The sequence below is a fragment of the Vibrio tapetis subsp. tapetis genome (genome assembly GCF_900233005.1).
Lineage (GTDB): Bacteria > Pseudomonadota > Gammaproteobacteria > Enterobacterales > Vibrionaceae > Vibrio > Vibrio tapetis.
Map to the genome: position 1 here is coordinate 2,361,412 of NZ_LT960611.1, position 20,267 is coordinate 2,381,678.

General features: G+C 39.7%; 17 protein-coding genes and 2 pseudogenes. 9 read left to right on the plus strand and 10 right to left on the minus strand.

Annotated elements, in window-relative coordinates:
* Window positions 1-132 precede the first annotated feature (132 nt).
* Window positions 133-1,266 (minus strand): flagellin, encoded by a 1,134-nt coding sequence (locus VTAP4600_RS10450; RefSeq protein ID WP_102522748.1) that lies wholly within the window; start codon window positions 1,264-1,266, stop codon window positions 133-135.
* Between the two features lie 307 nt (window positions 1,267-1,573).
* Window positions 1,574-1,864, minus strand: a pseudogene (locus tag VTAP4600_RS10455) (flagellin); the annotation flags it as partial.
* 86 nt (window positions 1,865-1,950) lie between these two features.
* Here VTAP4600_RS10455 and VTAP4600_RS10460 point away from each other — a divergent pair.
* The 4 genes from VTAP4600_RS10460 (at window position 1,951) to VTAP4600_RS10475 (ending at window position 7,310) form a co-directional block, all read left to right on the plus strand.
* Entirely contained in the window at window positions 1,951-3,177 is a 1,227-nt protein-coding gene (locus VTAP4600_RS10460; RefSeq protein WP_102522749.1) for a site-specific integrase, read from the plus strand.
* The gene (locus VTAP4600_RS10465) at window positions 3,167-4,039 is read left to right on the plus strand and encodes a hypothetical protein (protein ID WP_102522750.1); all 873 of its coding nucleotides are present in this window, start codon (window positions 3,167-3,169) and stop codon (window positions 4,037-4,039) included. Before VTAP4600_RS10460 ends, VTAP4600_RS10465 begins: the two co-directional genes overlap by 11 nt.
* A gap of 149 nt (window positions 4,040-4,188) precedes the next feature.
* Window positions 4,189-5,469 (plus strand): hypothetical protein, encoded by a 1,281-nt coding sequence (locus VTAP4600_RS10470; protein ID WP_102522751.1) that lies wholly within the window; start codon window positions 4,189-4,191, stop codon window positions 5,467-5,469.
* 17 nt (window positions 5,470-5,486) lie between these two features.
* A complete protein-coding gene (locus VTAP4600_RS10475) occupies window positions 5,487-7,310 on the plus strand; it encodes a hypothetical protein (protein ID WP_197708642.1) in 1,824 nt (607 codons plus the stop codon).
* A gap of 8 nt (window positions 7,311-7,318) precedes the next feature.
* Here the strand turns inward: VTAP4600_RS10475 and istB are convergent, their stop codons facing one another.
* Window positions 7,319-8,068, minus strand: coding sequence for an IS21-like element helper ATPase IstB (istB, locus tag VTAP4600_RS10480; RefSeq protein WP_102522752.1), 750 nt, complete (start codon window positions 8,066-8,068; stop codon window positions 7,319-7,321).
* On the minus strand, window positions 8,068-9,558 hold the full coding sequence (istA, locus tag VTAP4600_RS10485; RefSeq protein ID WP_102522753.1) for an IS21 family transposase: 1,491 nt from the start codon (window positions 9,556-9,558) through the stop codon (window positions 8,068-8,070). Before istA ends, istB begins: the two co-directional genes overlap by 1 nt.
* 132 nt (window positions 9,559-9,690) lie before the next feature.
* Here istA and VTAP4600_RS10490 point away from each other — a divergent pair, with 132 nt between their 5' ends.
* Window positions 9,691-10,677, plus strand: a complete 987-nt coding sequence (locus tag VTAP4600_RS10490; protein WP_231897786.1) for a hypothetical protein — start codon at window positions 9,691-9,693, stop codon at window positions 10,675-10,677.
* Complete coding sequence (locus VTAP4600_RS10495) at window positions 10,658-11,215, plus strand: hypothetical protein (protein WP_102522754.1); 558 nt, start codon at window positions 10,658-10,660, stop codon at window positions 11,213-11,215. The genes VTAP4600_RS10490 and VTAP4600_RS10495 overlap by 20 nt, the downstream gene beginning before the upstream one ends.
* A 212-nt stretch (window positions 11,216-11,427) precedes the next feature.
* Here VTAP4600_RS10495 and VTAP4600_RS10500 read toward each other — a convergent pair whose 3' ends face one another.
* The 3 genes from VTAP4600_RS10500 to VTAP4600_RS10510 all read right to left on the minus strand — a co-directional run bounded on the left by VTAP4600_RS10500 (window position 11,428) and on the right by VTAP4600_RS10510 (window position 12,871).
* Window positions 11,428-11,904 carry a hypothetical protein gene (locus VTAP4600_RS10500; protein ID WP_231897787.1) on the minus strand — a complete coding sequence of 159 codons (477 nt, stop codon included), beginning with the start codon at window positions 11,902-11,904 and terminating at the stop codon, window positions 11,428-11,430.
* Window positions 11,905-12,154: 250 nt separating this feature from the next.
* The gene (locus VTAP4600_RS10505) at window positions 12,155-12,361 is read right to left on the minus strand and encodes an antitoxin Xre/MbcA/ParS toxin-binding domain-containing protein (protein WP_102522755.1); all 207 of its coding nucleotides are present in this window, start codon (window positions 12,359-12,361) and stop codon (window positions 12,155-12,157) included.
* A 297-nt stretch (window positions 12,362-12,658) separates the two neighbouring features.
* Window positions 12,659-12,871, minus strand: a complete 213-nt coding sequence (locus VTAP4600_RS10510) for a helix-turn-helix domain-containing protein (RefSeq protein ID WP_004735221.1) — start codon at window positions 12,869-12,871, stop codon at window positions 12,659-12,661.
* Window positions 12,872-12,972: 101 nt separating this feature from the next.
* Between VTAP4600_RS10510 and VTAP4600_RS10515 the strand changes: the two genes are divergently transcribed.
* The 3 genes and pseudogenes from VTAP4600_RS10515 to VTAP4600_RS26235 form a co-directional block, all read left to right on the plus strand.
* A complete protein-coding gene (locus tag VTAP4600_RS10515) occupies window positions 12,973-13,506 on the plus strand; it encodes a VspR family transcription factor (protein WP_004735222.1) in 534 nt (177 codons plus the stop codon).
* A complete protein-coding gene (locus VTAP4600_RS10520; RefSeq protein ID WP_004735223.1) occupies window positions 13,503-14,915 on the plus strand; it encodes a DEAD/DEAH box helicase in 1,413 nt (470 codons plus the stop codon). The genes VTAP4600_RS10515 and VTAP4600_RS10520 overlap by 4 nt, the downstream gene beginning before the upstream one ends.
* A gap of 459 nt (window positions 14,916-15,374) precedes the next feature.
* Window positions 15,375-15,671, plus strand: a pseudogene (locus tag VTAP4600_RS26235) (regulator); the annotation flags it as partial.
* A gap of 29 nt (window positions 15,672-15,700) precedes the next feature.
* Here VTAP4600_RS26235 and VTAP4600_RS10530 read toward each other — a convergent pair.
* The 3 genes from VTAP4600_RS10530 to VTAP4600_RS10540 form a co-directional block, all read right to left on the minus strand.
* Window positions 15,701-16,912: an IS256 family transposase gene (locus tag VTAP4600_RS10530; RefSeq protein ID WP_102521929.1), complete on the minus strand. Its 1,212-nt coding sequence runs from the start codon at window positions 16,910-16,912 to the stop codon at window positions 15,701-15,703.
* Between the two features lie 180 nt (window positions 16,913-17,092).
* Window positions 17,093-18,535 (minus strand): TIR domain-containing protein, encoded by a 1,443-nt coding sequence (locus tag VTAP4600_RS10535; protein ID WP_172443116.1) that lies wholly within the window; start codon window positions 18,533-18,535, stop codon window positions 17,093-17,095.
* Window positions 18,536-18,952: 417 nt separating this feature from the next.
* Window positions 18,953-19,852: a DUF6236 family protein gene (locus tag VTAP4600_RS10540; protein ID WP_145958576.1), complete on the minus strand. Its 900-nt coding sequence runs from the start codon at window positions 19,850-19,852 to the stop codon at window positions 18,953-18,955.
* Between the last annotated feature and the right edge of the window lie 415 nt (window positions 19,853-20,267).

Below are 20,267 nucleotides of genomic sequence, written 5' to 3' on the forward strand. Positions count from 1 at the left end.
TTAGTACTTTTATACAAAAAAGTTAACTTTTTAATTAGAATATCAATTTATTCTAGTTAATTAGGCCATATACGTAAAAAAGGGACGCGTAAGCATCCCCTTTTGATATTTTAATAATTAGCTCAGTAGGTTTTATCCTAATAGACTCATTGCTGCATTTGGTGCTTGTTTCGCTTGCGCCAAAATTGACGTTGATGCTTGTTGTAGAATCTGTGATTTCGTCATTGAGGTTGTCTCAGAAGCAAAGTCGGTATCTTTGATTCGGCTCTTAGAGGCATTCACATTCTCGTTAATGTTATCTAAGTTGCTTATCGCATGGTCGAACCTGTTTTGGAATGCACCTAACTCTGCTCGGTGACTATCTACATACTTAAGTGCCGCATCAACAATCGCAACCGACTCTTGAGCACCTGCAACACTGGTTACGTCAATAGTATCAACCGTAACGGCTTTGCCCGTTCCAATACTCAGGTCTCCAGCGAGCGCCCCCCCAAAGGTTACGTCGCCTGTCACTTTATTATTACCCGCAAAAACTTGCAGAGCTCCATCATCACCAACAGACGCTTTCACCAGATCAGTCTGACCGTTAATGTAAGTAGCAAGTTCTTCGATATCATCACCGCCTTTCGCGTTGATGGTTAAATTCTGAGCTGCGCCAGAGGTATCAGTAAGTGCGATAGTTAAGTCTGATGCCGCAGGGTCTACTGTCCAATCTTTGTCTTTCGCATTAGCAGCTTGGTAACTTTTACCACCCATCATTTCATTATCAGAGCGCATGTCTTTTATGCTCAACATAACGGCTTCACCGTTATCTGCACCGATTTGGAATGATGATGTACCGAATGTGCCGTTAAGTAGGCGATTACCACCAAAAGAGGTTGTTTCTGCAATACGATTCAATTCATCGTTTAATGCCGTCACTTCTTCTTGAATCGCGGTACGCTCAGATTTCGAGTTAGAACCATTCGCTGATTGCAAAGACAAGTCACGCATACGTTGTAGTATGTTGGTGGTCTCATTCATTGCACCTTCAGCGGTTTGTGCCATAGAGATACCATCGTTGGCGTTACGTACTGCTACACCCAAACCACGGCTTTGTACGTTCAAGCGGTTAGAAATTTGTAAACCCGCTGCGTCGTCTTTAGCACTGTTGATTTTAGAGCCCGAAGACAAACGCTCCATAGAAGTCGTTAGGTCACTCGATGCGTTATTTAAATGACGCTGTGCTGTCATTGCTGATACGTTTGTGTTTACTGTCATACCCATGATGATATCTCCAATTGATTTTCCGATGTTGCGGTTTCCGCCGTCGCGGAAAACCAAATTGTTGTTTCTCTCTCTGTTACTTAATGTAACGGCGCACCCTAATAAACCTTTAACTAAACGGGCCACTTTTTTAATAAAAAACACATATTCAAACGCTTAAATGATCCTCGTCACCCTATTCGTAAAAGTTTGCATTTTTACGCTAAAGTTCCGTAATAAAGCGCCGATACATTTTCTTCGTTCAAAAAAAAGAGCCCAAATAAGGCTCTTTCTCTATTCAAAATTTTGTCTTTATAAGGCGTTATATCTAGCCTAACAAGCTCATTGCAGCATTCGGTGCTTGCTTCGCTTGAGCCAAAATAGAAGTAGACGCTTGCTGTAGAATTTGAGACTTAGTCATCGATGTAGTTTCTTTAGCAAAGTCAGTGTCTTTAATGCGGCTCTTAGAGGCATTCACATTTTCATTAATGTTATCTAAGTTGCTGATCGCATGTTCGAAACGGTTTTGGAAAGCACCTAATTCAGCACGATGGCTATCTACGTACTTGAGTGCGGCATCAACGATAGCCACGGATTCTTGTGCTCCACCAAAACTTGAGGGTGTTGCGCATTTGTAGCAGGTTGTAAGTAGACGGTTCTCTGCTACTGTTAAACTTTGAGGTATTGTCTTGTGTAGGAGAGTGTATGCAGAGAATCAGCGACAAAGTTTTTAATGGTCACTGGATTTATTTGGATGATTCTAATACACCTATACTCTTGCCTTCTTTGTATGCTCGCTATACAACTCATAAGGGTGTGTCTATAGAGTTGAAGTCAAAATTTGATCGAATTTTATCCAAAACTGAACACTGTTTTGAAGAAGTTGAAATAGGCACAAATGGACAATATGTACGATCTAATCAAATAGGATTATTTTTGGAGTGGGTTGAAGAACAAAATATTTCTGGAAGTCAATTATCCTTGACGAATCATACTGCAATGCCCAGTGAACTTATTAATAGCTACATTAACGATTACCTGATTTGTAGCCAAGGTAAGAGTGAGGTTGTTGTAAACAGAGCTGTTTACTCGTTAAGGAGTTACTACAACTGGTTGCATTATTTTTTTGGGAATGCCTATAAAAATATTTTTATATTCTCTTCTCACAGAGAACTAGCGAGATCTAACAATAAAGAAAACCTATTGGTTAAGTACCTCTTGCCGGCAACAAGAGAGCTGCTCTATCGTCGAGCCGCGACGTTGCTTGAAGAAGTTGTTTTACGAAATGGTGGGGAATTAGGTTGTAGGGCTAGTGAGAATAGAGGATTTTTATTGGAGGACTTCATAACCAATAAAAACAAACATAGCGGTCTTTTGACTTTGTTCTCCCAATTGGAAAAAAAAACAGAGAAGGATGAATTTGAATATCATTTGTCCTCCATATACACCAAAAATGGGCGCTCTAGAACATTATACATACCAAGAATATTATTGATTAAGATGAAACGTTATTATGATACAGAGAGGCCAGAAAGTGATTCTAATCACCTTTTTGTATCAAATTCTAATAATGGTTCCAAAGGTAACTGTATATCATCGAGATTTCCGTCAGATACATTTCATGCAATATTGAACGAAATGATTAAAGATATGAAAGATAAGCCCTATATGTATCGGGGATTTCAAACTCTTGAGAAAGGTGCTGTTTACCATCATTTACTGCACTCCTTTGGAACAGACATTTTTTACGAAGAGTGTAGGAAAAGGGGGAAGATTTATGATTCAATTACTACTGAATCTGCAGTTTATATTGAGACAGCAAGGCTCATGGGACATAAAGTAGATGCTAAATATGGTAACCAAACGACTAAAACCTACATACATTCGTGTGGGCATATAGATAGTTTATTAAAGGCGACCAATGAGGGATAAGAGGGTTGGCAACCCAAACCCAAACCCTGAGCGTGATGCCCCACGAGACAGTGATTATTACGAACAAAAGCTGCAAGCTGAGCTTCGTAGTAATCAGTCTATCAGAGAATCAATATACCCACTTAGCACGAGAACATTGATCATTAGATCTCGCAGTAGGCAAAAATTTTCTCCGCTAAAAATAATTATGACTGATAGCAAAAGCCCAGAGAAAGAAGCTTTATATAAGCTAGTTATTGCGGCGTATAATTATTCATTTTATGATAAATCAGCAGCTATATCGTCAGTCGATGTATTCTGTTCGGCAGTTCCTCGATTTATTGATTGGTTAAACGAGACAGAAATAGATAACCGTTATGATGTATTAAAGAATTATGAAGCATATCATTTCGATTTATTTGATAATCATGGCGGGTCTAGTGCCTTGCTCTCTATAAAAACTATATTTACACATGCATTAGATCGCTCAATAGAACTTTATGAGTATTTGACCTCAGAAGAGTTGCGGTACCTTCACGATTTGAGGAAGACGAGAGTTAGCCCGAATTTGAATAAGTCGCATAAGTCTTTAGCAACTTATTTTGGGGGGATCGATTGGTTAAGGCGGAGTGATGTAGGAATTGGAAGTGATTTATATAGTATATTAGCCTCTCCGAAACTTACGGTTCAATCGTTGAGTTTGAGTGCATCCAATATTATTCTTGAATTGTACAAGAGCAAGCTTGAATTACATAATTTTTCCAAACTTTTTGATTTTAAAGTTTCGGAATTTACTCTCCCTAAAGATTTATCTCATACAAAAAAAGGGAGTTTGTTGGACTCTTACTATATAAAATTATTTCATTTTATCACAAATCAATAAACCCAAATCCAAGGTTATATGGTGCGTTAGAAATTGTTTTATTATCAACTGCAAATAGCTTTAAGTCATTTGAAAGAATTAAATGTTCTTTAATTTCTCAAGAATATTGTAATGATCTTTTTCTTAATAAGAATCGAGATAAAAAAAAGGTGAGTATTAGCTTTTGTGCAGATAACTTTTCACAAGTAGAGTCAGGTAACCTTTTTAGTTTGGAGGTACTGAGGGAGCTTAGTAAAAATGACTTCTCTTGTCCAACTACTGCTCTCGATGAGTTAATGTTTTCATGGCTGATGGCTTCTTTAACAGTCCAACCATATGATATCCCAAAACTAACCCATAACTCATTCCGCATGTTAAAAGTCGGTGGGGCAATAAGAGAAATTGAATGCAAGTACTTTAAGAGTCGAGCTAAAGTGTATTGTACTATTCGCTCATTATCGACTAAAACCCTTGAAGGTAAAGCTCTTGTTACTTATCTATCAATGAAAAAAGAAGGAAGCCCTCTGTGTGTAAGAAAGGCTCAATCCTCTATTTTGATGGGATTAAACTCATTAAATGGTAGCCTCTATGGTTTGCTAACAACGAATTCCATACAAGCTAGCCTAATTAAACAACATTTAAAGCTAGATAATTTACCACTGGTCATTCCCAGAGCATTGGAAAAGTTACTTGGGAACGGGAAGTACATTTATAATGCTATATCTAATCCAGTTAGCACTTCAAATCGAGAAAGAACTCAGATAGTTAATAAATTTGGAACAACTTGTCCATCGGTGATTTTTGGTCTAAAAATGATAAAAAACAGTGCCGTACACGCATATAGTGATCCTTATACGCTCAATTACTTGGTAAATAGAAACTCCCACACTAATAGAACTGAAAAAGAAAATTACTTAAATAGTGAAAATAAGGCGTGGATAAATTCGTCAGGTCGTATTACCAGAGAGGTAATGTTAGATCTTATAAATAATGTTTTCGATTTGAATTTTGACAAATTGCCTCCGAAAAATAGAGAAGAGGTAGTCGAGGAGTTTAATAGCGAGTTTATGGTCGTAACGGAAAATATTTCTTACCGATCCGAAGAGATGTTAGCAAGGCTTAAAGTCGTTACCGGTAAGAAGAAAGGGGAAATGAATGAAGTTGGTGTGTTTGTACACCAAGGTACTGATGATAATACTGGTTTCTCCCATTTGTATGTTATAGATAGCCCAATAACAGCATGGAAGATGAATAATTATTTACATGAATTTAAGAAAGATTATAAGAAGCTACTATCTAAAAAACCAGAATACTTCTATAAAACAGTATTACCTACAGTAGAGTGGATAGAGCATACTTTAAGTCAATTATCGAAAGATAGTCAAAAAATTGGATTGATAATGTTTGAAAAGTCTCTCAGGAACGGTGTGGTGGTGAGTGTATTTGGCTGATTATAAGGGGATTTATTATGGAGGTGAAGAAGCTTGATAGTCGTTATTGTGATTTTTGGGAAAGTGAAAATAAAAAACTGATAGCACATCCTGATTTTTTTGTTGGGAAAGGAACTCTTTTTGATGATGCAGTTTATTTTAATCATAAGACTGTTAAATCTGTAACTAAGATTGATTTTTCAATTTTAGACTGTCCTCATGTAAATCGTGATGTGGCAGCTACATTATGCCTTGATGGGCTCCGATATTCGCTTTCAGCGAAGGAGTACGGCAAGCTGTTTTTTGTTGCAGCTCTGCCCGAAAAAAATATCTATGGCGCTACAGCTATTCCGCAAATGATAGAGCATATTTTTGCTTTTCTAAATGCTTCACAGTACCAAATGATTGATTCAAGTAATATAGATGCATTCTGGGAGTCTTACTTAATCCAATCGGTAAATGAAAATGGTTTTTACAACCGGTTGTCACCCCCATCTTATAACGGGGCTATCAAGTTTTTGCCTCTAGCTAAAATTCGCAATCACCTTAAATCGTTAGGTGTTATTGGGGTTATTGATGAAAGCCTCACACAGAAAAAAATTGAGTCCAAACTTGATGATGTGTGCCGTTCTACTCTCAATATTACATTAAATGAATATCGAAAGGGAGGCAGCTTCAATTTCTTGGGATTAGAGCTTGGTCAATACTACATTGACTACCTCAGGCAGAATTATCAGCAAGATTATCTCTACACAATCATTTATAAAAAGACCCTTACCTTCTTTATTTCAAAGTACGGCCTAACTAGAGAAAGAGATATAGGCTTATACTCAAGACTCCTAGGTGTGATTGTATCTGCGATGAGCAGTTATGATTTACAAAGTAACACCATGATTACTAGAGGCGTTCGTCACAATGACCTTTTTAAGGAAGTAAAAGAATTTATCTATTCTCAGTATTTAGCTGAATTTGATAAAGCTATGTCACTGAATGAAAAATGCATAGAAGAATTGGCCTTGAAATTAGGTTTGGGGATGCGATTTGATGTCGTTGAAGTTATACGGATTTTAATGCTCCAGAAGTTCTATGATTTAGGCTGTCATAAATCACCGGAGGAAGTGTGGACAGGGTATATATCTTCGCTCGAAAAGAGTTTTCTAGACATTCGAAACCTGACAGAAGTGCATGTTGATGAAGTGTATTCACAAATGGATGATATAACGGAGACCCAAAAACTAAGTAAAATAGATTTTTTGAGAGATATAGTAGATTTTGGTAGTAGGATTCTAGAAAGAGGTACTAGACCTAATTATAGATCCTTTAGGGCTGAATTGAACAGAGTGTTTCACTCAATGCTTACGCTTGTTGCTGCTTGGTTAGGTTACAGAAAAAGTGAATTTGGCTTCCCACTTGAAGCCATTCATATAGAAAGAAATCAAGATATTCTTGATAATTCGTATATTCCTTTTCGCTTTAAACTGAAATGGATTGTACCTAAAACTAATAAATCAACAAAAATCAACAGGGAAATCACTTCTCAATGTTACCAAATCGCCGTTCAACTTAATGACGCATTTTCCCCTGTAGAAGGTGCCCCATGCCTGTACGAGCCTACATTCGTTAAGGAAAGAAAAAACGAATCAGGGATGTTTATTGAAATGAGAGTGAAGTCCAACTGGGAATTTTTCGTATTAAATTATCAGCCTTTTATTGATGCAATACAGCTAGATTCATTGCATAAAAAAGATACGCTTGATGAGCGTGACATACAAGATTTAGAACAATTGAGTGCGCGTTATAGGGTTGGGTATGTAGCGTCAACTAACTTGGCCGATCCAGCGTCAATTAGCCTGGCCGGTTGAAGTCCTGTTTAAGTTAGGTTTCGTTGTGCTTCTTTTCTCCTATAACTTTCACCTTTGCATTGTAAGATCTTCGCATGATGGATCAGCCTATCTATTGCCGCTACTGTCATCACTGTATTGTCGAACAGTTCATCCCACTCCTCGAACGATTGATTTGATGTGATGATTAAGCTGTATCGTTCATAGCGATGCGCTATCAACTCGAACAACACACTCGTCTCCTCACTCGTTTTTTGTACATAACCTATGTCATCTAAGATAAGCACATTGTACTTATCGAGCTTCATCAAGGCATCTGACAGTCTCAACTCCTCTTTGGCGAGTTGAAGCTGCTGTACGAGCAAGTTGGCACTCATGAACTTCACACGGTGGCCATGCTCTATCAACTTAAAGCCCAGTCCGGCAGCTAAATGCGTTTTACCTAACCCACTCGCTCCGAACAGTAAGATATTATCGCCTGTTTTTACCCACTCTCGGTGGTTAGCCAAGTGCCACACTTGGGCTTTATTTATGCCACTCACCGCTGCGAAGTCGTAACCATCAAGATATTTCCCTGCTGGAAGGTTAGATTCTTTTAAGTGCCGCTGTAGCCGTTTTTCCTCACGGCTATCTAGCTCTAGGCGACATAACTCTGCAAGATATCGCTCTGCTGACCAGCTTTGCTCACGCGCTTTTTCTGCCATGGGCTCCCATTGGGAGACAAGCCGACTAAGTCGTAAAGATTTGAGGAGGAGAGGAAGAACATGCTGCTCTGACATTATTTCACCCCTTCCAAGATTTGCTGATAGCTCGATAAGGTGTGCTGCTCTACTTTAGGGCTATCCGTCCAGATTTCATCTTGTAAGAACCTATCTTCGCAGTCGAACAAAGTGGGTAGGCGACCCACACGGATACCGTCTAGAACGAACCGCCCAACCGCCTCCTCCCTTTCTGACTTATTGGCCATATTCAACAGCTTCACCATATAGAAGCTTGCCTCGTCCATTGTGAGTTGAGCGTCGACGTACTGCCAGATTTGACGATAATCGTCGCTAGGTAACATTTCGTCTCGCCATTGACAGCGTCTGAAGGCTCTCGGCTTTTTCATTAAAGACCCAATGATGTGCCTATAATTAATTTGATGACCTCGACGGCATGAGCGCGTATGAACTCTGTCTAGGGTTAAGGTATGTTCATCATGACAATAGACTTCTAGCGTTTTGTCGTAGAGGTGGACACGAACCGTCCCCCCAATAAGGCGTGACGGGACTGAGTAAGTGACCCTCTTGAGTTGGACGGTACTTGTTGTCGACACCTTCAGTACATGAACGGTGTAATTGACGCAGTCGTATTTAGGAAGCGGTTGTAATTGTCGCTGCTCGTCAACTAGAAGCGGCTTTGTGCGACGATTACGTCGCTCAACGAGTTGCTCAACGAACAACTCGTACTCCTTTTTTGTTTCGAAGTCATGGGAGCCTCGGATGGCCAATGCCTGGCGAATTTGGTTCTTCAGGTGGTTATTCGAGCTTTCTATCGCGCCATTTTCATGAGCTATACCGGTATTATTTCTCGTTGGTTGGAAGCCATAATGTGTGGCGAGTTGTTGAAAGCTCTCCGTGAATTCACGTTCAGAGGTGTTATTTTTATACGCGGCGCTTAAGCTGTCCGTTCTCACTTCAAGAGGCACCCCTTCTGAGCACTCAAAAGCCCCTTTTAGCCCTGTAGCAACCGCTGTAAAGCTTTCCCCACCGTAAACCACTTGTGCATGACTCCAGCTACTGGCGGGCAAACGATAATTAAACAGTCTATGTTCAAGTTTTTCACCTTGGATCGTCACGATGAAGTCAGCCCATGTAAAGTCCATGATCCCTTGTTTACCAAACTCCTTTTCTTGACGGAAGATGACCTCTTTATCTTCTCCGTGTAGTAGGCGCCACTGACGGATTCGACGTTCTAGTGTGCGTCGATGGTTCGGTAAAAAACTCTCGCCATGCTCCTCACAGAGATGATCAAAAACACCAACGGGGGTAATTGACGCTGAGCGTTCAAGGAGTGGAAGAACAACCGAGTTCCAAACCGGTTCGAGGGGGTCAGTTCTTGTACGATAAACTCTAGCCTTAATTGAGCCTAATTGTCGCTGTCCTGATTCAATACGACGAGCAGAACGCTCAGAGAAGCCAGCTTTAGCGGCGGAGGTGGTTTGTGCTTTATCTTTTCGATTAGCCATGTATAGCCTTATTTGTTGATCTGTAATTCGTTTCCCTGGCACAAAGCTTTCCGGTAGAGAGTTTGTCCAGAATGTAGCAGATCAACCGGCCAATCTAATTGTCGCTGAACCGGTCAGGGTAATTGTCGCTCAATAGTTGGGAGTGCTAGATACACGCATCTACTAACAACAGCTGTGAAAGTAAGGCAAGACTGGGATGAAAGGTTACGTTTTACATCTTTTAAGTCCCCAAAAGCTCAACGAGAGCTGAAAGCGTCACTTGAATCTTATATTCAAACTGGTGAAGCTATTGATGCACAACATCAGAATTTGTTTGAAACTTATCTGTCAGATGTTACTAAGTCACTGCTTCGTTCTCGTTCCGTGGTACTAGACACAAAATCTATTTCAGATCTTATGAATGAGTTACTTGAAGGAGTTCGTTACCCATCCTGTCATTCTTTACGGCATGTATGGGCCGAGGCCGTATTAACTCGCTATCAAGGAGATGTCGGAGCTGTTATTCAGCATCAATTTTGTCATCTAGATAACTCTTTTTTTATGGCTTACCTTAGAGATAAGGATGCACGTGGTCTAATTAAGGTAGCAAGGCAGCGTTATCTTAATTCTATAGTTGAAATGCTACTGCTTGATGCCGATAAGATTGGAGAAGAGTATCTTGGAGGTTTTGCAAGATACGTAAAAAAAGCCAAGAGTTTAACAAGAGCGATTTCTGAAAGTGAAGTTAAAGCGTTAAGAGAAACGATTAACAGTCGTATTATTACCATTGAGCCAAGTCCTTTTGCTATTTGTGTCCCTAGGGAAGGTAGTGAGAAGCGTGCGAAATGTGCCAAGTTTGGTAGCATAAACCCGCAGGACGCTAAGCCAGAGTTTTGTCTCCATTGTGTAAATTCAGTTATTACAAAAGGTCATATTCGCGGGATTTGGGAAGCAATTCAACCGATGGTCAAAGAGGCTCTCAATAAGGATGCATTGGGATTTATGTTAGAAAATCACCTTCCAACACTCCGTTCCGGCTACAAGAGAATTAGAGAGTTGCAGTCAACTTCTCCAAATAAAGAACAAGTGGGACAGATATTGAGTGCTATTGAAAATTCGATAAGTGCTATTGAGTTTAAATTGGAACAAGATAGGTTGAATTATGGATCAGACAGACTTTGATTTAGATGAACTGATGAGTGAGGAATTTCTTAATGACCTTGATAATGTTAGTGCTCGGACTGAGGTTCTAATTAAACCCGACTGGGTTGTCGGTAATGAGAGTCATACAAGTTATAGGTCCTGGGAAATGATCTTGGAACTTAAAAAAGAAAAAGAAAAGAACATTAAAAACTATGGAAAGATCGCCAATGAAAAAACTCCTAAATCACTATATCAAATAACAAAATCTGAAGTGGCTAGAAGTTTGGGAGTCAGTGCACAAAGCATTTTTAGAATGTCAAAATTTAGCCCTATGATTCTGGGCTTTTTTGATGAAACCAATTCTGATTTGTTAAAGTCTTATGGAAAAGAGCAGTTAAAACAAAGACGCAGACAAATGAACACAGGTATTAGAGCTAAGAAAAAAGACTTAATCATTAAGATTCATCAAGATATCGATAAAGAACTGAGTGAGTTGAAAGCTAAAACGACAAAAGATGTTCTTGATTTAGCTGTTGATAAAATACCTTTGGATTTGAAAGTGAAGCTTGGGTTGTAACTTCCTATTTAGCTAAGTTAACTTTATTTTAATGCGCCCATCAACGTTACGTTATCAAGCGAGGTGGTCAAGGAAATAGACTTCAAAAGCCCTATAAGCATGTCTTGTACTGACATCGTACATGCAAATGAAGTGCTGAAATTCTACTTCAGAGAGTATTTTTCCGGAAAGTTAAAAGTAAGACACGTTTTTATGATAAGTGAGCTGCAAAGCTAGCAACCATAGCCAGTCAACCTAAAGTGACTTTGGTAAAAAGGGGCTTCGCGATCTGCAAACATCTTTAATAATGATGCTTTAGTTGTTATGAATACTGATTGTGTGTTGCTTCCATACCTAGTCGTCAAAATGGTTCTGAGAGAGTACGTAACATCAACATTTAAAGGAGCCAGTGATCCGCAATTAACAAACCATAACAAAGTTTTTTTGCTTCCATTTTCGATAGCTTCAAGAAATCTTGAATTTTCTTTTGCGGAGAATGCTGCAGCTGCTGAGTCATATTCTGAAAAATCTAAATAGTGAACACCGATACCTTTTTGCTCGGCGAGTAATGAGGTATGTTTAATGAAATCAGAGTGAAGTACTGATGAGTCAGCAGTAGAGATTCTAAAGTCCATCTCCCAAGCATGATGCACAAAATTTTCAGGAGTAATGTGATGTTCGGGTAAGTTGCATTTTTTATTTTTATTCAATCTAAACTCAGCGTCGTTGTTCTAGTTACTTCTTCGGGTAGAGTAAATCATGACTCATCAATGTACTACTTTCATACCAACATTCTAAATCAAACTTGTACTTATGCGTTCGTTATATTTTTCGGTGGACAATAAATTTTGATCATGAGTAAAGTGTTAGACTTTTAAGGTTCTGGACAGAGGCGAGTTACGACACTCGCTGAAACGTCTCTGGACACTTTCGAGCTAGAAAGTACCACGGATAAAAATCTCACGAAAACACTCCATGCTCTAAACGGCCGATAAAATCGATTACAACCTTAGTGTCTTCGGCTGTCGAAAGCATATCAATTGGTCGTTTGTTACCCAGTCCTCGAACTGGGTTCTTGAACCAATGATTAGCGGCTTCTTCACTTCCAAAGAGTGTTAGCGCAGTCAGAAATGCTTTGTCATAATTCTTTTTGGTTTCTTTATTCACTTTAAACTCCGCCTAAGTTTATGTGATAGGTCTTATACACCATACCTACATTAAGAAAAATAGGCCAAATAATGATTCACAAACTGATAGATAGTAATGATCTCAACAAGAATGAGGTAAAACAGAGCTAGTGCTATTGAACTAACTCATAACTATTCTGTGATCGTTAGCCAACTAAGCATTCCGTACATCACAGAGACCGATCGATAATTATAGATTTCAATAAACAGTGTATACAAGATGCTTAATGGGAATCTCTGAGCTTCTTGAATGCGATGACCGACCATATTCCTGTAATTAAGCCGCTGGCAGTAACTCAGTAACATTGCACTTTAATGCTTGCGCTAAACAATAGACTTTATCTAGCGTAATGTTCACTTCTCCACGTTCAATACGGCCAACATAGCTTCTATCAATGTCGGCAATTAGTGCGAGCTTGTCTTGAGATATGCCATTTTTTTTGCGCACTTCACGTAATTTCATACCAAATTTGACCGCTAAGTCTTTCATTTTTAGTCCAAGTAAAAATGAAAACTATCCTTAGTTGCGGCATACTAATCCACGGACTATAATCCGCATTTAAACTTTAATTCTAAATTCTGGTCAAAAAAATGCCAAGCAAGCCAATCACCTTAATTCAGCCGCTCTATCAAATACTCGTTGATGAGCAACTTGATGATTTTTCTGTGTTAGAACTTAGAGATCGCTTCATGGAACTTGCAGATCCGGAACTTGATAAAGCAACAGCAAGACGATTTGTATATCAACACATCTTACGCTTAGTGAAGAAACAACTACTCACCAAAGTGTTCGTAGATGAGTCTCAGAAAGCTACCTACCAAAAGACAATCCTATTTTCCGGAACATCATGGGACATCACAGGGAATAATCAAACTATTTACCCAAACGAAACACCTTGTGGAAATAGACTAGTGTTTCCTAAAGTCGTACTTCAAGAAAGACTAGAACAGTGTGAAAGTGACTTCTTGTCATGCTTACATGAATTTGAAACCTATCAGGACCTTAGTTCTGAGTTTCCACACCTCAAAGAAAGTCTATGTGATGTAAGGCATCAAACTAAAATACAGAGCTCAAAACTTGTAGGGGAAATACGAGCCATCAAAATGGCATTAACCCTCTCATGATGCTTTTGCGCCAATGGCAATCTGAGTGTGCAGAGCTAGCTATAAATCGTTACCAAAAAGGCCAACGTCACTTTCTTTGCCTCGCTACACCAGGGGCAGGAAAATCAGTCATGGCTGCAGAAGTCGCATCCCGACTATTTGAAAAAGATAAAATTGATTTTGTACTCTGTTTTTCGCCCTCATCCGCCATATCAAAAGGGTTGGCACGCACATTTAAGTCTCGTCTTAATTGTCGCTTTGATGGTGTGATTGGCGCTCTAGGATCCTCGTATACCTATCAGTGTTTACCATTCTTTGATGAGTCCTTTTGGACACTACTGCGCAACCATCGTGTACTGGTGGTATTTGATGAAATTCACCACTGTGCAGGGCTAAGCATTGTGGAAGCAAATGCATGGGGTAAAGCGATTATTGAACATATCCAATATCATGCCCGATACACGCTTTCACTAACCGGTACGCCATGGCGTTCGGATAAAGCACCAATTAGCTTGTCGACCTATAACACCGTCAATCCAGAAATTGCATGCGATTATATATACGGGTTAGACCAAGCCGTTAAAGATGGCGTCTGCCGCCTACCCAATATTGTTTTAGTGGATAACGACCAGATTACAGCTAGGTATAGCGAATTCGAAGCGCGCCATTTCTCATCTATTAGTAACTATCTCGATGAACCTTGTGCTCGCTATCAAAATATTATCACCGATGATACCTGTATGAAGTACCTAATCAAATCGGGCATTACAACACTCGAGGTTATTCAAGAAGAGAAGTCGAATGCAGCAGGGTTAGTAGTTGCCTCATCCATCGAACATGCAATTAGAGTACACGAGATTCTTTCTGGGGAGTTTAAAAAGAAAGCGGCCATTGTTTCTTATAAGCATGATGCCCCATTAAGCATTATTGATGATTTCAGAAGCAATGATACTGATTGGATCGTTAGCGTGGGAATGATCAGCGAAGGAACCGACATTCCAAGGCTTCAAGTCTGTTGCCACCTAAGCAACGTCAAAACAGAGCTTTATTTCAGGCAGGTATTAGGCCGCATATTGAGAATAAACCAAGGGCGAAACCAAGAAGCTTGGTTGTACACCTTCGCTGAGCCCAACTTAGTGAAATATGCACACCGAGTTGATGAAGAAATCCCTAAACACAAGGTCGTGTTCCGAGAGCACATAGATGCAAGTGACTCGATGATCCAAAAAAAGCATGAGCCTCAATCATTAACCGATACTCGCCAATATGATTCACTTGATATGAATAGATGGGAAGCACTACGAACGATTCAAAAAGAGCAAAAAGCAGGGAATATAAAGAGTCAAAATCCGGAATCTAACAACCACTATTTTGATATCGTTGGTGACTTTAGGCAGCAAATTGTTGATGTATTTCGTTATCAAGATTAATCCGTCGATAGTCCAATAAATAAGCAGGTTATATTATTAATCGCAAAGCCACTAGCGTAATAACCGACTCTAAAATATACATTTTTGAGCGGAAACAGACCAACACGTCATAGACGTAAGTCGTGATACAAGACCGCTAATTCATGTTCCATTCGGGCAGTAACATTCATAGCTACTAAGCCCAAGCTTTTCTTTATAGCATGATAAAACTCGGCGAATTTCAACCGACACTGTTTAGGTTGAAATTCGCCACATATCACAGAATAAGCTATGAGTTAGCTCAAAGATGGACATAAATTGAGTTTCAGGGATTCTAATATTAGTGATTCATGAATAACTTTTTATAAGGCCAGTTTGCCAATTAATATGCCTTTGTACAGTGCGCACTTTGTCTCATTATGTTTAACGCCCCTTACATAGCCCTCAATATACAACCTCTTGTTTATAGGGCTTTTTATCGTGAAGTACCGCGAAATGAGTAAGAATTACATTTTTCGAGAGTTAGAGTGCCAAATGACCAAGGAAGAGGTCGCTGAACTGTGTTTTAAAACTGTGAGGACAGTCACGGGTTGGGATGAAGGAAAACAAATACCTCCCGAGTGTAAAAGGCTTATGAGGATGACAAAGGGACGTGAACTAAGTATGTGTGAGGAGTGGCAACAATTCAAAATGTTGTATAACAGGATGGAGTTACCAACCGGACAAGTGGTGAGGCCACAGCAAATATTAGCAGGAATTGCGCTATTGGGGATTCGAGGCTGTAACAGATTCTGTGTAACTGCCATTTAGTTAACGTGTTTATCGAGACGTTCCTCGAACTCGATAATAAACCGACTCATAGCCTGACGCCAGTTTTGAATGGGCATCGTCCATTTCTTGCTGGCGTCTTTGATTGCTAAGTACACCATTTTGGTTGCGGCCTCATCGTTAGGGAAGATCTTCCGCTTTTTTAGTGCTTTACGGATCACGCTATTGAGAGACTCAATAGCATTGGTTGTGTAGATGGCTCTACGGATATCTTCTGGGTAGTTGAAGAGCGTGTTGAGGTTCTGCCAGTGATTGCGCCAGGACTTAGATATTTGCGGATATTGCCCATCCCAGACTTCGCCAAAGCGCTCCAGTTCGAGTAGAGCCTCATCTTCTGTAGTAGAGCGATACACTCGTTTCAGGTCGGCAGTCACCGCCTTATAGTCTTTCCAAGACACATACTTCAATGAGTTCCGCACCATATGGACGATACAAAGCTGAATATGCGTTTGGGGGAAGACAGTATTGATAGCGTCAGGAAAGCCCTTCAATCCATCTACACACGCAATAAGGATATCTTCAACACCACGTTGATTGAGTTCAGTTAGAACACTCAGCCAAAACTTAGCCCCCTCGTTTTCGGCTATCCACATGCCCATTAGCTCTTTCTGACCATCGGTGTTAATACCTAAAGCAAGGAAAATCGACTTATTGATGATACGCTTGTCTTGACGGATCTTGACCACAATACAATCGAGATAAACGATAGGATAAATGGCATCGAGTGGCCTTGATTGCCACTCCACTATTTCTTCTATCACCGCATTTGTGACGCGCGATACGAGGCTGGGTGATATCTCCGCACCGTACCACTCATCGAAAGCGTTTACGATGTCGCGCGTACTCATTCCTTGGGCGTAGAGCCACAAGATTTTGTCATCCATAGAGGTAAATCGTGATTGGTGTTTTTTGACTAGCTTGGGGTCAAACGAGCCAAGGCGATCCCGAGGTGTATCGAGTTCAAACTCGCCATCTTCGGTTTTTACGCGTTTGCTACTCTTTCCATTGCGGCTATTATTCGATCTAGAGGGTTGGTGTTTTTCATAGCCAAGATGCTCATCCATTTCCGCATTGAGTGCGGCCTCAACCGTAATTTTTTTCAGCATTTGGCTGAACTCAGTTAAGTCCTCAGGGGTTTTAATTCCTTTTGCTGCTTCCTTGGCGAAAGCTTCAAGCTCTTTCTTGTTCATATTGCCTATCCTTAGCCTTTAAGGCTTAGTTTAGGCAATTACACAGAAATTGAGACAGTCTCGGGGATTCAGTCAGAACTAGAAATAAAGACATCGACTTATCTACTTAAAACCGCAAGAGCACTTTCAAAAATAAGGTAATCTAGAAGAAAGACCCGCGTATGAGCGGGTCAATATTATTTAAACTGGGTTGCTTGGTTTCAGATATTTATTCCTGATTAAAGTCCTACCTTCTTTGCAATACGCTTTAAACTTATTACTTTCAGTTGTACGATTGCTCACTGCACTAGATAGCCGCTTATGACCGTATTCAGAGGAGCTATCTAATTTAAGACCTTTGTTCAGCCATTCAATTGAATCTGTATAAAAACCTTTATTATTGAGCATGTTTCCAACGTTAAGCGAAACCCAAGCGGCGTTTTCTTTAGATAGCTCTAAAGCCGTTTTAGAAGTTACCATTGCCGTATCGTATAGATCTAGCCTCAAACATGAATTGCTCAAAGAGCCTTGATATTCAATGTTATCGGGCTCTTGGATAGTTAAGTAATTGAATAAGTAAATGGCTTCTTTATGTTCTTCAGCGTCCTGCAGTAGCCTCGCGTATCTGTAAACAACTTTTTGGTTTGCAGGATACTCTCGATAAGCGTAATGAATAGTCTTTAACGCTTCTTCTGAGTTGTCAGAGCCTTCATAAAGTTCACTTAACTTAATAGCAAGACTAGGGTGTGAAATGGCGGCAGGTACTAAGAAGTCAATCGCATCCTGAGTTTCTCCCAATAGGTTTAAACAATCAGCCTTTAAAATCTGTATATCATACTCAGTAGGTGAATCACCAAATAACTCTTTAATTAAATCTAAAGTGACATCTTCATATTTTTCCCACATCAGCATTTGTAGGCCAAGGACTTGGAGGCTAAGGATATCTTGGCTTTTGATTTTATCTAATAATGGTTGTAGGCCTTTGAAATCATTTTCTTTAAAGTCGAGATATTTTCCCCAGAGTTTATGCTTCTCTAACTCATCCCCTGACATGCCTTTCATTAGGGTATCTAATTTAGTTTTAGCTGAGACAAATTTACTATCAAATAAATCAGATAGCCATTCGTGAGCGGGTTCATTTTTGGGAGAATCTACTTCAGAAGACTCATTGTTATCTTCTATAGGATTAATTAGACCAAGTTTTTTCATGGACTGTCTTATCTGATTACATGCTGCACCTGTTGCAGCTTGCAATCGGCCATCTTCACGATTTGACTGATATTTACCTGGTGTTACTCCTAAAAGATCTGTTGGTATATGCGCTTCACTACCTTCAGGTAGAACGAAAAACACGCGCTCTCTTCCGAGTTTGCCAATAAACAGGCCAAATTCAAAAATAACATTGTCTCTCACGGTCTGGTGTTTTTTATCACGCATAATTGTTATGTCATCAGGGCTGAAAACGAAAACCCCAAAGTCAGAAGTATCTAGAGTCTTTTCCAAAGAAACAATTGATATGTCGGATAAATCAAAGACGCCCTGATCCCACACAGTGGCTTCAGTATCGTGTGTTAAATTCTGTTGTATAGCATATGCAACACTAAGTCCTTCAACAGACGAACCGATAAATAATTTTGGCTTCACCTTAGCTCCAATACTTATAAGTGATCTAACTATTTAGAGAGATTATAATCTTAAATGATTACTCGTTAGGAATTAGTGACAAAAATCATGTGGTTAACTTGTTGTGCTATTTTAAAAGCAATGATGGGTCTTCTATATGTTGATAGTTTGGTCGAATTTACCCCCGTGATACAACACGGGGATTCACGACGAACGGCATTTGAAGAATGGATAACTTCTAGTAGGACAAAACCCCATGAACAGGATATGAATGAGTAAAAGGTGGGGCATAAACCATTTAGATCAAATGTTCTAAACTGGTTTTGAACAAAGCCTTCTTAGAGTAATCACGTAAAATAGAAAAACTCGGATAACTTTTGCTATCGGAAAGTCGCTCAGTGAGGTGTCCAGTTCTGCTAGTTCAGATCACTACAAGCCTTAAATCGTGATTATTCCAACTTCTGATGCTTTAGACAGGTACATTAATGGGTTGTTGGTGGGCTCTTTCAATGCTTGGCTTCTTGACACAGAAACTTCTAAACCAGACACAAATCCAGCAAGAGCACCAACCGCAGTTGCCATAGTAAAAGAATAACCTGTGAACATATCGATTCCAAAAGCCGGTAATGCTGCCCCCCCGAGGTTAGCCAAACCTGTTGTTTGAATTAGGTCTTTCCCAGAAAGTTTGTATTGAACGTCAATATCAAACTTATTGAAAATACGGAATCTTTCCTTTGATACTTGGTCAAGGTTATTGATCGAGTTTTGAAATCTAGTTATTGCTTGTTTGCCCTCAAGAGTTTGATCGGGTGCAGATAACACTTCTTTATACATTTCATTTATGCAGTTATGTAAATCACCTAGCTCGTCACTTCGGTAATCTTTGAATTCAAGTATCTCGTTAATATTCACCGAACGATCAGGAACAGGAAGCACGTTAGTCAAGCCAAAACGAATATGATCGTTTTGCTCGGACAACTCAGGAGGTAAGTAGAACTGATTACAATCAGATTGATGAATAAGCCAATCAACATTAGGATCTTTGTTGAACATTTTAGCTAGTTCAGCTTGCTCTAATAGCATTGCATCAGCAATATCTTGGCTAGAGTATCGTCCATTGCCAAAGCTCAATTTAGGTCTCAGAACTTTTCCTGTTGCGACGAGGTCTTCTTGGTCGGGAATACCGAAAGATATGAGGTTGTTGTCGGGAACAATCATCTTGTCCCAGTACAACATATAGTACCTAACCATCTCAGGAGTTAGTTTCGAACTGAATGACAAACCTGTCATGTTGTACTGAATGTTCATCGGTAACGCAATAACACCTCTTTCCATCATATTCCCCATAACCATATAGATAAAAGGACATTGTAACCCCTAAGCAATTAGTTGCAAAAGCTGCTTGAGTCTACATATTAAAATTTGCGCTCGGCGAAGGCATCTGTGCTTAAGCTTATCAATAATCGAGATTAAAAAAGGGGCAGATCTGAGCTAGTGGTGCTTTGAGAGAAAAGTGCCACGAGTAAAACTTCAGATCTATGAAGCCTCTGGACAATTCCGTGCTAGTAACTTTACTAAATTTGCATATCAAAAATAACTACAGGTATAGGAAAGTCGCTTAGCTTGGTAGCCTGTATTGATGGTGCAGGGCACTTAATAACTGGAGCTACAACTTTTATGCAAATGCATGAGTTTAGGCCTATATCCACTTCGCCTACTAACAAGCATTGTTAAATATAAAGGGTTGGAGTAA

Excerpts from the sequence above, each read along its gene's own strand:
- VTAP4600_RS10450 (WP_102522748.1), bottom strand. The coding sequence starts at position 1,266 with ATGGGTATGACAGTAAACACAAACGTATCAGCAATGACAGCACAGCGT.
- VTAP4600_RS10460 (WP_102522749.1), top strand. The coding sequence starts at position 1,951 with ATGCAGAGAATCAGCGACAAAGTTTTTAATGGTCACTGGATTTATTTG.
- VTAP4600_RS10465 (WP_102522750.1), top strand. The coding sequence starts at position 3,167 with ATGAGGGATAAGAGGGTTGGCAACCCAAACCCAAACCCTGAGCGTGAT.
- VTAP4600_RS10475 (WP_197708642.1), top strand. The coding sequence starts at position 5,487 with ATGGAGGTGAAGAAGCTTGATAGTCGTTATTGTGATTTTTGGGAAAGT.
- istB (WP_102522752.1), bottom strand. The coding sequence starts at position 8,068 with ATGTCAGAGCAGCATGTTCTTCCTCTCCTCCTCAAATCTTTACGACTT.
- VTAP4600_RS10495 (WP_102522754.1), top strand. The coding sequence starts at position 10,658 with ATGGATCAGACAGACTTTGATTTAGATGAACTGATGAGTGAGGAATTT.
- VTAP4600_RS10510 (WP_004735221.1), bottom strand. The coding sequence starts at position 12,871 with ATGAAAGACTTAGCGGTCAAATTTGGTATGAAATTACGTGAAGTGCGC.
- VTAP4600_RS10515 (WP_004735222.1), top strand. The coding sequence starts at position 12,973 with ATGCCAAGCAAGCCAATCACCTTAATTCAGCCGCTCTATCAAATACTC.
- VTAP4600_RS10520 (WP_004735223.1), top strand. The coding sequence starts at position 13,503 with ATGATGCTTTTGCGCCAATGGCAATCTGAGTGTGCAGAGCTAGCTATA.
- VTAP4600_RS10530 (WP_102521929.1), bottom strand. The coding sequence starts at position 16,912 with ATGAACAAGAAAGAGCTTGAAGCTTTCGCCAAGGAAGCAGCAAAAGGA.
- VTAP4600_RS10540 (WP_145958576.1), bottom strand. The coding sequence starts at position 19,852 with ATGATGGAAAGAGGTGTTATTGCGTTACCGATGAACATTCAGTACAAC.